General features: G+C 65.5%; 17 protein-coding genes and 1 tRNA gene. 13 read left to right on the top strand and 5 right to left on the bottom strand.

Annotated elements, in window-relative coordinates; genetic code table 11:
• Positions 1 to 42 precede the first annotated feature (42 nt).
• Positions 43 to 672, bottom strand: a complete 630-nt coding sequence (locus tag AOP74_RS06585) for a hypothetical protein (RefSeq protein ID WP_369345494.1) — start codon at positions 670 to 672, stop codon at positions 43 to 45.
• A gap of 1 nt (position 673) precedes the next feature.
• Complete coding sequence (msrB, locus tag AOP74_RS06580; protein WP_082096065.1) at positions 674 to 1,144, bottom strand: peptide-methionine (R)-S-oxide reductase MsrB; 471 nt, start codon at positions 1,142 to 1,144, stop codon at positions 674 to 676.
• Between the two features lie 439 nt (positions 1,145 to 1,583).
• Here msrB and AOP74_RS06575 point away from each other — a divergent pair, with 439 nt between their 5' ends.
• From AOP74_RS06575 to AOP74_RS06545, 7 genes are all read left to right on the top strand, one after another.
• Positions 1,584 to 2,612 carry a siderophore ABC transporter substrate-binding protein gene (locus AOP74_RS06575; protein ID WP_061961509.1) on the top strand — a complete coding sequence of 343 codons (1,029 nt, stop codon included), beginning with the start codon at positions 1,584 to 1,586 and terminating at the stop codon, positions 2,610 to 2,612.
• Positions 2,613 to 2,616: 4 nt separating this feature from the next.
• Positions 2,617 to 3,603, top strand: a complete 987-nt coding sequence (locus AOP74_RS06570; protein WP_236683739.1) for an ABC transporter permease — start codon at positions 2,617 to 2,619, stop codon at positions 3,601 to 3,603.
• Positions 3,590 to 4,636, top strand: a complete 1,047-nt coding sequence (locus AOP74_RS06565) for an iron chelate uptake ABC transporter family permease subunit (RefSeq protein ID WP_082096064.1) — start codon at positions 3,590 to 3,592, stop codon at positions 4,634 to 4,636. Before AOP74_RS06570 ends, AOP74_RS06565 begins: the two co-directional genes overlap by 14 nt.
• Positions 4,633 to 5,391 carry an iron ABC transporter ATP-binding protein gene (locus tag AOP74_RS06560; RefSeq protein ID WP_061961508.1) on the top strand — a complete coding sequence of 253 codons (759 nt, stop codon included), beginning with the start codon at positions 4,633 to 4,635 and terminating at the stop codon, positions 5,389 to 5,391. Before AOP74_RS06565 ends, AOP74_RS06560 begins: the two co-directional genes overlap by 4 nt.
• A gap of 72 nt (positions 5,392 to 5,463) precedes the next feature.
• On the top strand, positions 5,464 to 5,865 hold the full coding sequence (locus tag AOP74_RS06555) for a DUF2218 domain-containing protein (protein ID WP_061961507.1): 402 nt from the start codon (positions 5,464 to 5,466) through the stop codon (positions 5,863 to 5,865).
• Between the two features lie 209 nt (positions 5,866 to 6,074).
• Positions 6,075 to 6,362: a DUF1540 domain-containing protein gene (locus tag AOP74_RS06550; RefSeq protein WP_061961506.1), complete on the top strand. Its 288-nt coding sequence runs from the start codon at positions 6,075 to 6,077 to the stop codon at positions 6,360 to 6,362.
• Positions 6,363 to 6,460: 98 nt separating this feature from the next.
• Positions 6,461 to 6,898, top strand: a complete 438-nt coding sequence (locus AOP74_RS06545) for a CPBP family intramembrane glutamic endopeptidase (RefSeq protein ID WP_061961505.1) — start codon at positions 6,461 to 6,463, stop codon at positions 6,896 to 6,898.
• Between the two features lie 368 nt (positions 6,899 to 7,266).
• Here the strand turns inward: AOP74_RS06545 and AOP74_RS06540 are convergent, their stop codons facing one another.
• Entirely contained in the window at positions 7,267 to 7,698 is a 432-nt protein-coding gene (locus tag AOP74_RS06540; protein ID WP_152649202.1) for a DUF6199 family natural product biosynthesis protein, read from the bottom strand.
• A 197-nt stretch (positions 7,699 to 7,895) separates the two neighbouring features.
• Here AOP74_RS06540 and AOP74_RS06535 point away from each other — a divergent pair, with 197 nt between their 5' ends.
• A complete protein-coding gene (locus AOP74_RS06535; RefSeq protein ID WP_152649201.1) occupies positions 7,896 to 8,678 on the top strand; it encodes an AzlC family ABC transporter permease in 783 nt (260 codons plus the stop codon).
• A complete protein-coding gene (locus AOP74_RS06530) occupies positions 8,675 to 8,992 on the top strand; it encodes an AzlD domain-containing protein (RefSeq protein WP_061961502.1) in 318 nt (105 codons plus the stop codon). The genes AOP74_RS06535 and AOP74_RS06530 overlap by 4 nt, the downstream gene beginning before the upstream one ends.
• Positions 8,993 to 9,024: 32 nt before the next feature.
• On the opposite strand, the gene AOP74_RS06525 is transcribed toward AOP74_RS06530, so the two are convergent.
• Positions 9,025 to 9,381, bottom strand: coding sequence for a YjgN family protein (locus AOP74_RS06525; RefSeq protein WP_236683738.1), 357 nt, complete (start codon positions 9,379 to 9,381; stop codon positions 9,025 to 9,027).
• Between the two features lie 169 nt (positions 9,382 to 9,550).
• Between AOP74_RS06525 and AOP74_RS06520 the strand changes: the two genes are divergently transcribed.
• Together AOP74_RS06520 and AOP74_RS06515 are read left to right on the top strand one after the other, a co-directional pair.
• The gene (locus AOP74_RS06520; protein WP_061961501.1) at positions 9,551 to 9,991 is read left to right on the top strand and encodes a MarR family winged helix-turn-helix transcriptional regulator; all 441 of its coding nucleotides are present in this window, start codon (positions 9,551 to 9,553) and stop codon (positions 9,989 to 9,991) included.
• Positions 9,988 to 10,632 (top strand): NAD(P)H-dependent oxidoreductase, encoded by a 645-nt coding sequence (locus AOP74_RS06515; RefSeq protein ID WP_061961500.1) that lies wholly within the window; start codon positions 9,988 to 9,990, stop codon positions 10,630 to 10,632. The genes AOP74_RS06520 and AOP74_RS06515 overlap by 4 nt, the downstream gene beginning before the upstream one ends.
• Before the next feature lie 70 nt (positions 10,633 to 10,702).
• On the opposite strand, the gene AOP74_RS06510 is transcribed toward AOP74_RS06515, so the two are convergent.
• A complete protein-coding gene (locus AOP74_RS06510; protein ID WP_061961499.1) occupies positions 10,703 to 10,897 on the bottom strand; it encodes a hypothetical protein in 195 nt (64 codons plus the stop codon).
• Between the two features lie 103 nt (positions 10,898 to 11,000).
• On the opposite strand from AOP74_RS06510, the gene AOP74_RS06505 reads away from it, so the two are divergent.
• Both AOP74_RS06505 and AOP74_RS06500 read left to right on the top strand, forming a co-directional pair.
• Positions 11,001 to 11,924 carry a phosphotransferase gene (locus tag AOP74_RS06505; RefSeq protein ID WP_160297465.1) on the top strand — a complete coding sequence of 308 codons (924 nt, stop codon included), beginning with the start codon at positions 11,001 to 11,003 and terminating at the stop codon, positions 11,922 to 11,924.
• A 13-nt stretch (positions 11,925 to 11,937) separates the two neighbouring features.
• Positions 11,938 to 12,010 (top strand) — tRNA-Lys (locus AOP74_RS06500).
• Position 12,011: the final 1 nt, after the last annotated feature.

Genomic DNA, 12,011 nt, shown 5'->3' with positions numbered 1-12,011 from the left:
AGGTTGTTCACGGCGTCGAGCGGAGGGTGTGCGTGGGCCGGATCAGTCGAGCCGGTCCTCGCGCCACATGCCCGCACAGCGCTCCAGCTCTTCACCGGTGCGCAGCAACTGGGCCGCACGCAGCGAGGTCTGGTGAGCACGCTTGTCGTTGTGACCGTCATCGGAGGACGCCTCGTAGGCAGCACCCGTCGCGACGACGCGGCAGAACGCGCCCGCCCGCTCAAGCGCCACGGCCAGGTCACCGGAAAAGACTCCGGACAACACGGAGTCTGCGAGCGCCTTCACTTCCTTGGGCCCCGGAGGGTCCTCGACACCAGCGATCGCGTGGCGCACATTGGCCGCCTCGACCCCGTGGTGATACGACCGCGCCACGGAGGGAGCGTCGAACTTGACCCACTCACGCAGCATGTAGATCCGCCACAAAGCCCCTGGCAGAGTGTGCGATCCTGCCTTCGACCACATCATCGCGACGGTGTCGATGCCCTCTTCGTCAACAAGGCGCACCAAGCGCGCCGTCAACTCGGGGTCTTGTGATGCACGCGCCTGGGAGACGAGTGCCGCAGCAGTCTCGTGCGCGATCAGCCCGCGGTCGGCCGGGTCAATGTCGCCCTCGATCTGCTCGGCTTCTTCCATGTCGAGCATCGCGGGGCGACGGAAGCGGGGAACGGCCAACTTAGGCGTCCTCGGTCGTCTCGGCGTCGGCGCCCAGCGACGAGCGCGCGTCGCCAGAACCGGTACCGGCGTCAGCGCCACCCTCGTCAAACGTCAGGCACACCGAGTTGATGCAGAACCGGTCACCGGTCGGCGTCTGGGGCGCGTCGGGGAACACGTGGCCCAGGTGCGAGTCGCAAGACGCGCAGCGGACCTCAGTGCGTACCATCCCGAGCGAGATGTCCTCGGACAGGACCACGGCGTCGTTCTCCGCACTGAAGAAGGATGGCCACCCGCAGTGGGCGTCGAACTTGGTGGTGGAGCGGAACAGTTCCGCGTCGCACGCGCGGCAGCGGTAGACGCCTTCGCGCTCGTTGTCGAGGAGTTCGCCGGTGAAGGGGCGCTCGGTCCCAGCCTCGCGAAGTACCTGGTATTCCTGGTCAGACAGCAGCTCGCGCCACTCGGCGTCGGTGCGCTCAATCTTGGGGGACATGAGTTTCTCCTTTTCCGTGCGCGCGCAGCCGCACGCACATTGAAAGAACCCGCCCCGGCGGCGTGCCCGAGCGTCTCGTGGACAGCTCAAGGGTACGCACTCAGCGCCACGTCCGTCCGACCGGCTGAGGGGGGGGATACGGCCAGGCCGGACGCGGCGCTCGAGAAACCAATGCGGCTCACGCCGAGGCGGGTTCTCTTTGTCAGACGCATCCATGTCCCGATTTGTTCCCGATAGTCGACCCGATGCTCGAGTTGCGGTCCGTGCGAAGCCAAAGCTGAGTCCCAAATCACCTGGCACACCACCAATTTTCACAACATCACCGTCACGAATTCCCATTTACGCAACTTCACGCTACGGTAATTCCAGCGCAGCCAAGTAAGGGCTGCCTAACCGACGTCGACGTCACCTCATCAGACCCCCCCATCTCAGGAGAATCATGTCCGTAGTTACGTCACTGCGCGTGCCGGCCCTTGCCGCCATTGCTGCGCTGACCCTCGCCGCTTGCGCTTCCGAGTCCGCCGATGAGGCTGGCTCTTCGTCGACCGCCTCCGCTGAGCCCACCACTGAGGCCACCGCGACCGCCGCAGCCGAGTCCGCTGAGACCCCCACCGAGGTCACCGTCGCGACCGCTCAGGGTGACGTCACCGTTCCGTTCAACCCGCAGACCGTCGTTGTCTTCGAGCACGGCATCCTCGACACGATTCAGACCCTGGGTGCCTCAGAGAACGTCGCCGGTGTCCCCCACCACGCGCTACCCGAGTACCTCTCCGCGGACTTCGAGACCTCCACCGAGAACACCGGCACGCTGTTCGAGCCCGACTACGAGGCCATCAATGCCGTTGAGCCCGACCTCATCATCGTGGGTGGCCGTTCCGCAGCCACGCTGCCTGAGATGGAAGAGATCGCCCCCACGATCGACCTCTCGTTCGACTGGGGAAGCGCCGCCTTCCAAGAATCATTCGTCCGCAACACCACCTCGCTCGGCCAGATCTTCGGCGCTGAAGAGGATGCCCAGGCAGCCCTCGACGAGGTGACCGCGAAAGTTCAGGCCACCGCAGCATCGGCCGCTGAGGCTGGCCCCGGCATCGTCGTCATGACCTCCGGTGGCGAGCTGTCCGCATACGGCCCCTCGGAAGAGGGTCGCTACGACTTCGTCTACAACCTGCTGGGCGTCGAGCCCGCCGCAGACCAGATTGCGATCGACTCGCACGGTGACGCGATCTCCTTCGAGTACCTCGCGGACCTCGATCCGGAGCTGCTGATCGTCCTGGACCGTGACGCCGCAATCGGCACCGAGGGCGCCGAGGCAGCTCAGGCAATCCTCGACAACGACCTGGTCAACGGCACCACCGCTGTCGCCAACGACGACGTCCTCTACGCAGACACCGCCAACTGGTACCTGTCCTTCGGCGGCCTCACTTCTGTGAACGCAATCGTTGACGAGGTCTCCTCGCTCGTCGAGTAAGACCTTGGCAATTTCTCGCACTTCTGTCGCGGCCGCTGCCCCTTGGGTAGCGGCCGCGGCTGTGCTGATCCTCGCCGTCGTCTCGGTCTTCATCGGGGTGGCACACGTCGACTTCTCGGCGCTGTGGTCTGATCCCGAGTCGCGCCAGATCTTCTTGCAGTCCCGCCTGCCGCGCACCTTCGCGATCATCCTTGCGGGGTCCGCGCTCGCCGTCGCGGGCCTGATCATGCAGCACCTCGCGCGCAACCGCTTTGTCGCGCCCTCCACCGCCGGAACGGTCGACGCCGCCGCGCTGGGCCTCCTCGCCGTCACCATCGTTGCCCCGGGCACCGCAGTCATGGGCAAGATCTTTGTCGCCTGCATCTTCGCGCTCGCCGGCACCGCGCTCTTCATCGCCCTGATCCAGCGCGTCCAGTTCAAGGACCTCGTCTTCGTACCCCTGGTGGGCATCGTCCTCGGTGGCGTCTACGCGGCCATTGGCGAGTTCTTCGCGTACCGCACCAACCTCACCCAGACCATGAGCGTGTGGATGAACGGCGACTTCTCCGGCATCATCCAAGGCCGCTACGAGACGCTGTGGCTCGCAGGCGGTGTCGCCGTCCTCGCCTACGTCTTCGCGAACTGGTTCACCGCCGCGGGCATGGGCCGCGACTTCGCCACCAACATTGGCGTGAACTTCCGCCTCGCGATGGCCGGCGGCCTCACGATCGCCGCCCTTGTCACCGCCGTCGTCGTCACGACCGTGGGCGCGATCCCCTTCTTGGGTTTGATCGTGCCCAACATCGTCACCATGATGCTCGGCGACAACCTCCGCCGCGTCCTCCCCACGACCGCGCTCATGGGCGCCGCGCTCGTGCTCGTGTGCGACATCATCGGCCGCGTCGTGATCTTCCCGTACGAGATCGCCGTCGGCGTGATCGTCGGCACCATCGGCTCGGCAGTCTTCCTGACCCTGATTTTGCGACGGAGCAACCGCTATGCCACCGCGTGAGCAACACACCATCCTCATCTCCCAGGGGGACGAGCCTGCAGACCAGGCCACCGAAGCATCGGCCCTCCCCGCCCGGGGCCTCACCACGCGCCAAAAGCGCGTCTTCGCGGGACTCGCCCTACTCCTGGTCGTCTCCGTCGCGGTCTTCCTCACGTGGGACGTGAACGGCCATTGGGACTTCGCGCTCCCGCGCCGCACCGAGCAGGTCGTGGCGCTCGCCGTGGTCGGCATCGCGATCGCCGCGTCGACCGTCGTGTTCCACACCGTGACAGCCAACCGCATCCTCACGCCATCGATCATGGGCTTCGACGCCCTGTACGTACTGGTCGCCACGGCGCTGGTCTTTCTGCTCGGCTCAACCACGGTCGCGCAGATCGACCCTCTCGTGATGTTCGGCCTCAACACCGCGCTGATGATGGGATGCGCCACCGCGCTGTATCGATGGATCCTGGGCAACGGCGAACGCGGGCTCTACACGCTGATCCTGGTGGGCGTTGTCGCCGGCACGTTTTTCATGTCGCTCACGAACTTCATGTTCCGCACCATGGACCCCAACGAGTTCGACTCGCTGATGACCACGCTGTTCGCGTCATTCAATGCGATCGACACCACGCTCCTGTGGATTGGCGGCGGGCTCCTGCTGCTCGGGGTCGTGGCGATCTTCAAGATGGCGCCGCAGCTGGACGTCCTGAGCCTGGGACGCGAGCGCGCCATCACGTTGGGGCTGGACTACCGGCGCACGGTCACGTGGCTGCTACTGATCGTGGCGCTGTTGGTCTCGGTGTCGACCGCGCTCGTGGGGCCCATCACGTTCTTGGGGCTGCTGGTCGCGAACCTGGCCTACCAACTCACCCGCACCCACCGCCACGCCGTCAACCTAGCCACGGCCTCGCTGGTCGCGATCGTGGCCCTCGTGGCCGGGCAGGCGATCCTCGAGCACGTGCTGGATCACAACGGCACCCTCGGCTCGATCATCAACGTCATTGGCGGCTTGTACTTCATTGGCCTGCTGCTCAAGGAGGCACGCGCATGATCACGATTGACTCGCTCACCAAGAGCTACGACGAGCACGTTGTCGTCAACGACGTCTCGCTCCAACTGCCCGACTCCGGCGTGACATCCCTGATTGGCCCCAACGGCGCGGGAAAGTCGACCTTGCTGTCGATGGTGTCGCGCATTTTGGGGGCCGATGCCGGGGTCGTCTCGGTCGAAGGGCTCGACGTATTCAAGGCGCCCAGTAAGGACGTGGCGAAGAAGCTGTCGATCCTGCGGCAGGACGCGCACACCACAGCGCGCATTACGGTGCGCGAGTTGGTCGAGTTTGGTCGCTACCCCCACTCGCACGGCCGCCTCACCCCCGAGTGCCACGCGGCTGTCGCGGAGGCGCTTGAGTACTGCGACCTCGTGGACCTGACCGACCGTCCCATTCACCAGCTCTCCGGCGGTCAGCGCCAGCGCGCGTATGTCGCGATGGTGCTCGCCCAGGACACTCGCTACGTGCTGCTGGACGAGCCGCTGAACAACCTCGACATGGTGCACGCGACCGGCCTCATGCAGCTGTTGCGCCGGCTCGCAGACGAGAAGGGCAAGTCGATCGTGCTCGTCCTTCACGACGTGAACTACGCCTCCGTGTACTCCGATCGCATCATCGCGATGCGCGACGGCGACGTGGTCCACGACGGCCCCCCGGAGACCGTGATCACCGAAGGCGCGCTCGGCGACGTGTACGACATGGAGTTTTCCGTCCACACCCTTGGCGGCGACCGGATCGCCGCCTACTTCCGCTAAATCGTTTGGTGAGGGCCGATGCTCGGGTCACCCTGGCATCGGCCCTCACCACTGCAAGTCAAGGAGACTTCCATGCCGCTGTCCATCACCGGGCGTGCTCACACATCGCGGCCTGCGCGGTACCTCAAGCAGCTGTGTTCGCACCTGGGCGAGAAGCTTGAGGTCACGTTCGACGCCGCGGGCGGGACCGTGCGGTTCGAGTCCGCACTCACCACGTTGACGGTCCGCGAGGGATCCCTTGAGGTTGCCATCACCGGCGCGGAGGACCTGCACGTGTTCCGATCCATGGGCATTGTTGCCGGGCACTTGGAGAAGTTTGGCGCGAAGGAGTCGCTCGCCGTGGAGTGGGACGATGCCGACGTCGAGGCTGCTTATCTCGCCAAGCGGGCGGAGATTGCCGCTCAGCGCGAGCAAGAGGTGGCCGCGGAGAAGGCTTCGCGACACGCGGAAAGCGCGTCAGAGGTCGCGAGTTAATTGTCACGCGCTGCGTTGCACAATTCGCTCCCGGCCAGCGGCGCGCCATCAAAATGCCTGGTAATTGCTTCGTAAGGCTATCCTATTCGCAACAATAGTGTTTCGTAAACCTTTCCGTAATGCGCTCGTATTTATATTCTGAACGCTGGAAACAATGACATTTCTGACTTAGAGTGAAGGCAAGATCACAGTCACTCCAAGGAGGAATCATGGCTACGACCATCAACCTGCCCATCGTCTCCGCATGTTCCGTCGAGACCTGCGGCTTCAACCACGACGGCTGCCGCGCGGGCGCCATCAACGTCTCGGGCGACCACGCTCACTGCAACACCTTCATGGACTCGGACACCAAGGCCGGCAACGCAGACGTCGCCGGCGTGGGCGCCTGCATGCGCACCGAGTGCAAGTTCAACGACGACATGGCCTGCACCGCCGAGGCGATCGAGGTGGGCGCATCCTTCGACACCGCCGACTGCCTCACCTTTGAGGCCCGCTAGCCACGACCCCCTCACCTCACGCACCACCTCACGCGCCCTGGCAGGTGCTGATTGCTCATTTCGTCCCAATTTGAGCGCTGAGCACCTGCTGGGGCGCAGTGGCGTCGCTCGGACTCCTGCGTCGTGCCGGCCGCAAGGAGCTCGCAGTTGCCGTTCTGTCGTCTCTGATCTTCGGCCTCACGCACATCATGTCGGGCATCGGCAGCGGCATGACGACCATCGTCTTCCTGGTGATCTACACGTTCTTCTTCGGCGTCGCGATGTACTTCACCCTTCGCGTCACTCGCAACACCATTTGGCCGATCCTGCTCCACGCCTCGACCGACCCGTCGATCATGCTCCGCTCGGGCGGCGTTGACGAGTCCACGGACGCCGCGGCGGAGGCTGTCGGCCTTGCGCAGATCGCCGCACTCGGCAACTTCGTGGTCGTCGGTGTCGGACTGCTGACCGTCTGGTTTATCCGCGGCCAGGTTGACCGATTCGAGCTCTTTGGACTCGGAACGACTAAAGAAGGCGTTGCCACCTCCGCAAAATAGCAACGTTCGCTTCTCACCCAAGCGCCCTGCGAATCACTAAGGGCACGTTTCCGACCGGGACCGCGCCTTAATCGACTCACGGGGCGCTTGCCGTTGCGGCACCACCCCGCTTGTGGGTGGGCGAGCACTGGCCGTAGTGCCCAGGGGCGTTGTTTGATTTCTGGGCGATAGGGAGGACCTCCGGGCAGAGTGGAACCGTCTAGTTCCTCGCTCGCCGGACTTCCCGCATCCACAGTGCATGCGGTCCTGACCAGACGCGGCTTGAACCGGCTCTCCCATGTCGATGTGGCCTCACGAGAAGCCGACCCCGCAAAGGGAGTGCTCACCAGCACCGTCGCCTGGCGCGGTGACCACGCGCCGAGGTCCGCTTAGGACCCTGTCAACTGGTTGAGCCCAAAGCCCACCATCATGAATATGGCGAAGCACAGGCCTACATTCCACACCCCGTAAGGCAAATGACCCGGCTCATCCGGTGGGAGCTTTCGGTTCGGCACAGTCGGTGCCCGCCAGGCATACACCGTCATGGCGAGCGTCAACGCAGCTCCCGCAAGAAGCGCCCACCCGACACCCGGTGAGCCGCCTTCATCGCCCAACGCCACCAGGATTGCCATCGCAGTTCCCGCAGTGGCGTAGACGGCGCCTCCAGCACGCCAATAACGTATGTGCCGCTCGCTCGGTGCAACGTTCTCAGGAGTCCTCAGCCTGAATATGGCGGAGAGCGCCCATAGGTGGACGGGCCACACCATGGCAGCTATGCCATATACGGCAAGTACCACGCCTGCAAGAATCGCGACTGCCATCGACATCCCCCCTTGACATCCGTTCGGGAAGGATAGCGCACTCGGAGTGACGGTCCATGCGGGTGGAGAGAAGCCCACCCAGCCGTCAATGCCACGCCGTGGCCTTGAAATAGTTCTTGGTACCTCTGAAGGCGGCTTGGCGGTGGACGGCCAGACCAGCAACCACTGGCACCGTCCGGTCGTGACACACTGGCGCGGTGACCACGCGCCCACCCTCACCAGGCAAGAAGCCTGTCGCGGGCATCGGCCCTCAGCAGTGGCGGGACTTCTGGACCGGGACTGTGGCGATTGCGCCGCTCATGCCGGGATCCATCGTGTTCGGACTCGCGTTTGGCGCGCTCATCACCGAGGTGGGCCTGCCGGCGTGGATGGCGCCGTACGCCTCCGCCACGGTCACCGCCGGCGCGAGCCAGATCGCGATCGTCGAGGCGCTGCGCCAGAACGCGCCCATGCTGATCGCAGTAGCAACGGCCTTGGTCATCAACGCGCGGCTGGCACTGTACTCGGCGTCCCTCGCGCCGGTCTTCGCGGCGTTCCCGAGGCGCTGGAAACTGATCCTTGCCTACCTGATGACCGACCAGTCCGCGGCCGTTTCGGTGTTCGAGGCTCCGCGCTGGCCCGATCCCGTGCGTCGCAGGTGGTTCATCCTGGGCGTCTCCGGGCCGTTCGTGACGGTGTGGATTGCGGGGACCGCGGCAGGGGCGCTCCTGGGGCCGGTGATTCCTGAGGCGTGGCAAATCGGGTTCATCGTGCCGCTGATGTTCATCGCTGTGATGGTCCCGGCGCTGCGCACGTGGCCTGCGGTGGCTGCGGCTGGAATCTCGACGGCGGTCGTCCTTATCCTCAAGGACCTGCCCTACGGCCTCAACGTGCTGATCGGCGCCCTACTCGGAATCGCCCTCGCGTCTTTCATCCCTGACAAGAAGGCCGATTCCGGGGCCGAGCCCGCAACAGACCCCACCGGGGGTGAGGGCTCATGATGACTGCCTTCATCGTTTTCACCCTGGCGGCGATCGGGACCTACCTGATCCGACTGTCGGGCATCTTCTTCCTGGGCGATGGCGAGAAGCTTCCGCCGCGCGTGCGCAAGGCACTGAGCCTCGTCGCGCCCGCCGCGATGGCGGCCATCATCGCCAACGCACTGTTCCTCGACGGTGGGCAGTGGCGCGACTTTGGCGCGTGGCACATCGCAGCGCTCGTGGCCGTGGGCGTGGCCCTGTGGAAACGGTCCATGGGCTGGACGCTTGTCGCGGGCGCGGGCGCATTCGCCGCGCTACTGATCGCCGGCCTGTAGCCCGGCGACCCGAGTGGCGCCTCGCGTCCGGGCTAGCTGACGAAGCGGAGGTTTTCCCACTTCCACTGGTACATCTTGGGAATCCACCAGAACGCGTAGATGCCGAACGTGATGATCGTCAGGAGCAGCCACCCGATCCACTTGAGGAAGATGCCCGACGCCAATCCCGTGAACTCGAGGCGGCGGCCGTCGATCGTGGAGCACTTTGCTTTCCATCGCTCCACCAAGACCACTGCGTACGGGTAGAAGATCCCAAACGTCAGGATCGTGATGGCCCATGCAAGTAGCTGCGTGCCGATGAAGCGTGCGACCCGAGGCCTGAACTGAAAGTCGCCGGGCGTGTAGACCACAGCGGCAGGCGGCTGGGGCATCGCAATGTTGTCGGTCATATGTGACTCCTGGTAGAAGTGAGGCGGGAACCTGCACACATCTCACCACGCGGCACCGACATTCCTGGGACCTCTCCACCCGTCACGCACTTCGCGCCTCCCAAAGCCGCAGGAAACCACAAAGTCAAGGGGTTGACACCACCTAAAGTCAACTGGTTGACTTCACGTCATGTCCGACAAGCTTTCCTTCACACTCCACGAGCTCACGTGGGAGCTCGACCACGCGGCAGACGCGATCCTGCGCGACAGGTATGGCGTGACCGGACCACAATTCATCTTTCTGGCCACGCTCGCAGACGTGGAACCCACCGACATGACTGGGCTCGCCGACTGCCTGGGCGTCTCGAAGGCCGCGGTCAGCAAGCGCGTGCCACCCATGGTCGAGGCCGGTTGGATTACGGCCACCGCCCAACCCGGGCCCGGTCGCCGCGTCGCGCTCGAACTCACGGACAAGGCACACACGCTCGTCGCCGACGCCGGGCAAACGCTGGACGCCGAGCTCGCGCGCATAGTCGAGCTGTCCCGCGCGCAGGGCATCGACCTGGCCGCACTCAACGACCAACTCAACACTCTCGTCGGCCTACTCCGACAGAACGGACACCACGCATGAGCGCCCCGCGCATTCTCGTTGTCATTGGCCACCCACTGCCCGGCAGCCTCAACCACGCCCTCGCTGCCAACTACGCCAAGGAAGCGCGCGAGGCCGGCGCCGCGGTCGACATCATCGACCTCGCGACCGACCCCCGCCCGGGCCACCCCGAGGCCCACGCAGACCTCCAGGCACCGCGCGACGCAGGCGACCCCGCCCTGACCCCCGTTGTCGCGGACTATGTGGAGCGCGTCCGCGCGGCCGACCACATCGCGTTCTTCTTCCCGCAGTGGTGGGGCACGTACCCCGCGGTGCTCGCGGAGTGGCTGAACCGCGTGATCCTCGCAGGCGAGTCATTCAGCTACCGCAACAAGGGCAAGGGCTGGGACAAACTCCTCACCGGCCGCACCGCACGCATCACGATGACAATGGACTCGCCGTCCGCGTGGAACCGCCTGATGTACCGCGACGCCGCCATCCGCACGCTCAAAACCGCGACGCTTTGGTACGTCGGCATCAAGACCATTGACGTCACACGCGTGGCGGAGGTCCGCGCCAGCACCCTCGCCAAGCGAGACAAGGCGATCGCCACGGCCGGAGGTCAGGGGCGGGCCGATGCCGCACTCACCCCCGCGTTGCGCGAAAGCCGCGTATCCGCGTAAGAACACAGAACGGCCGATGCTGGGGCGAGGTCCGTACGGACGTTACCCCGGCATCGGCCGGACTATGCAGTTAGGCGTGGTTCATGCCCTGGCTGCGCTGTTGCTTGTGAATCTGAGACGGGTTGGGTTGCTTAGCGTCGGGATTCTGATTCGTCGTGTCATCCGGCGCGGGACCGCCTGGGTCGCCGGGCTCGGGAGGACGGTGGTCGGCGGCGTTGTCGACGTCGACGGGCTTGTCCTGGTCGCGGGTCTCATGATCGGTCATGATCGTGCTCCCTCCTGTGGGTTCCGTCATGCAGGTCAACACGCGGGGCGCGGCCGCCATTCCGTGTGGGGATCGCAGGCGGCGGGCTGATAGCGTCGCGAGCATGAGCGATGCGGCCGCGCCTGGGGTGTTGGACTCCGGCCCGCCCGCGGCGCACTCGTCGATCTCCCGCGACCTTGCCGAGGCGTTGATCGCCTCCCAGCATCCCGACCTCGCGCACCTCGACCTCGGTGAGCGCTTTGACGGCTGGGACATGGCCGTCTTCCGGCTCGGGACGGACCTGACGATCCGACTGCCGCGGGTCGAGGCCGCCGTGGGACCGCTCGAACTCGAGGCCCGGCTCATTGCCGAGCACGGCGCCGGCTGGGACTTTCCTCACCCGCAAGTGGTGCGCATGGGCCGCCCCGAACACGGCTATCCGTGGGCGTGGAGCGTTGTCGCGTGGTTGCCCGGGCGAACGACGGATCGCGAACCGTTGCCGGCATCGGCCGGACCCGATCTTGGCCGCGCCATCGCCCAAATCCACCGCCCCGCCACACCCGGTGCGCCATACAACCCCGAGCAGTCACTGCCCATGACCGACAGGACGGCCGATGTTGACGACGCCCTGGCGACGCTCGGCAACGCGGGCGGGCGGCTCGACCTTGGAGTGGTGACGCGAATCTGGGACGAGGCCTTGGCTGCGGCGGGGCCAGGGACACCGGTGTGGTCGCATGCGGACCTGCACGGCTCGAATGTGTTGGCGCGCGACGGGAGCTTCGCGGGGATCATCGACTGGGGCAAGGCGGCCGCGTGCGACCGGGCCGTGGACCTGGGGTTCCTCTACACGGTGCTCGAGGCGGACGGGGTGGCCGATGCTGTTGCGGCATACGTCGACGCCACCGGCTGCGAGGACGACGGGTTGGTTGCGCGAGCCCAAGGCGTGGCCCTGGCCAAGTGCCTAAGGTGGGCGACGCTGGGGCGCGAACTCAACACGATCATGGCCTGGCGCGGCCTGGCGGCACTCGGGGTCGCGAGCGCCTCGTAGGATAGTGGGCCGAGGGCCTCTAGCTCAGTTGGTAGAGCAGCGGACTTTTAATCCGTAGGTCGTGGGTTCGAGCCCCACGGGGCCCAC

The organism is Demequina flava, from assembly GCF_000975035.1.
Classification (GTDB): domain Bacteria; phylum Actinomycetota; class Actinomycetes; order Actinomycetales; family Demequinaceae; genus Demequina; species Demequina flava.
The sequence above is the reverse complement of the archived record's forward strand: the minus strand, read 5'-3'. Positions and strand labels throughout refer to the sequence as shown.

Excerpts from the sequence above, each read along its gene's own strand:
- AOP74_RS06555 (WP_061961507.1), top strand. The coding sequence starts at position 5,464 with ATGCCGCTGTCCATCACCGGGCGTGCTCACACATCGCGGCCTGCGCGG.
- AOP74_RS06530 (WP_061961502.1), top strand. The coding sequence starts at position 8,675 with ATGATGACTGCCTTCATCGTTTTCACCCTGGCGGCGATCGGGACCTAC.
- AOP74_RS06505 (WP_160297465.1), top strand. The coding sequence starts at position 11,001 with ATGAGCGATGCGGCCGCGCCTGGGGTGTTGGACTCCGGCCCGCCCGCG.
- AOP74_RS06520 (WP_061961501.1), top strand. The coding sequence starts at position 9,551 with ATGTCCGACAAGCTTTCCTTCACACTCCACGAGCTCACGTGGGAGCTC.
- AOP74_RS06565 (WP_082096064.1), top strand. The coding sequence starts at position 3,590 with ATGCCACCGCGTGAGCAACACACCATCCTCATCTCCCAGGGGGACGAG.
- AOP74_RS06510 (WP_061961499.1), bottom strand. The coding sequence starts at position 10,897 with ATGACCGATCATGAGACCCGCGACCAGGACAAGCCCGTCGACGTCGAC.
- AOP74_RS06575 (WP_061961509.1), top strand. The coding sequence starts at position 1,584 with ATGTCCGTAGTTACGTCACTGCGCGTGCCGGCCCTTGCCGCCATTGCT.
- AOP74_RS06525 (WP_236683738.1), bottom strand. The coding sequence starts at position 9,381 with ATGACCGACAACATTGCGATGCCCCAGCCGCCTGCCGCTGTGGTCTAC.
- AOP74_RS06550 (WP_061961506.1), top strand. The coding sequence starts at position 6,075 with ATGGCTACGACCATCAACCTGCCCATCGTCTCCGCATGTTCCGTCGAG.
- msrB (WP_082096065.1), bottom strand. The coding sequence starts at position 1,144 with ATGTCCCCCAAGATTGAGCGCACCGACGCCGAGTGGCGCGAGCTGCTG.
- AOP74_RS06540 (WP_152649202.1), bottom strand. The coding sequence starts at position 7,698 with ATGGCAGTCGCGATTCTTGCAGGCGTGGTACTTGCCGTATATGGCATA.
- AOP74_RS06515 (WP_061961500.1), top strand. The coding sequence starts at position 9,988 with ATGAGCGCCCCGCGCATTCTCGTTGTCATTGGCCACCCACTGCCCGGC.
- AOP74_RS06560 (WP_061961508.1), top strand. The coding sequence starts at position 4,633 with ATGATCACGATTGACTCGCTCACCAAGAGCTACGACGAGCACGTTGTC.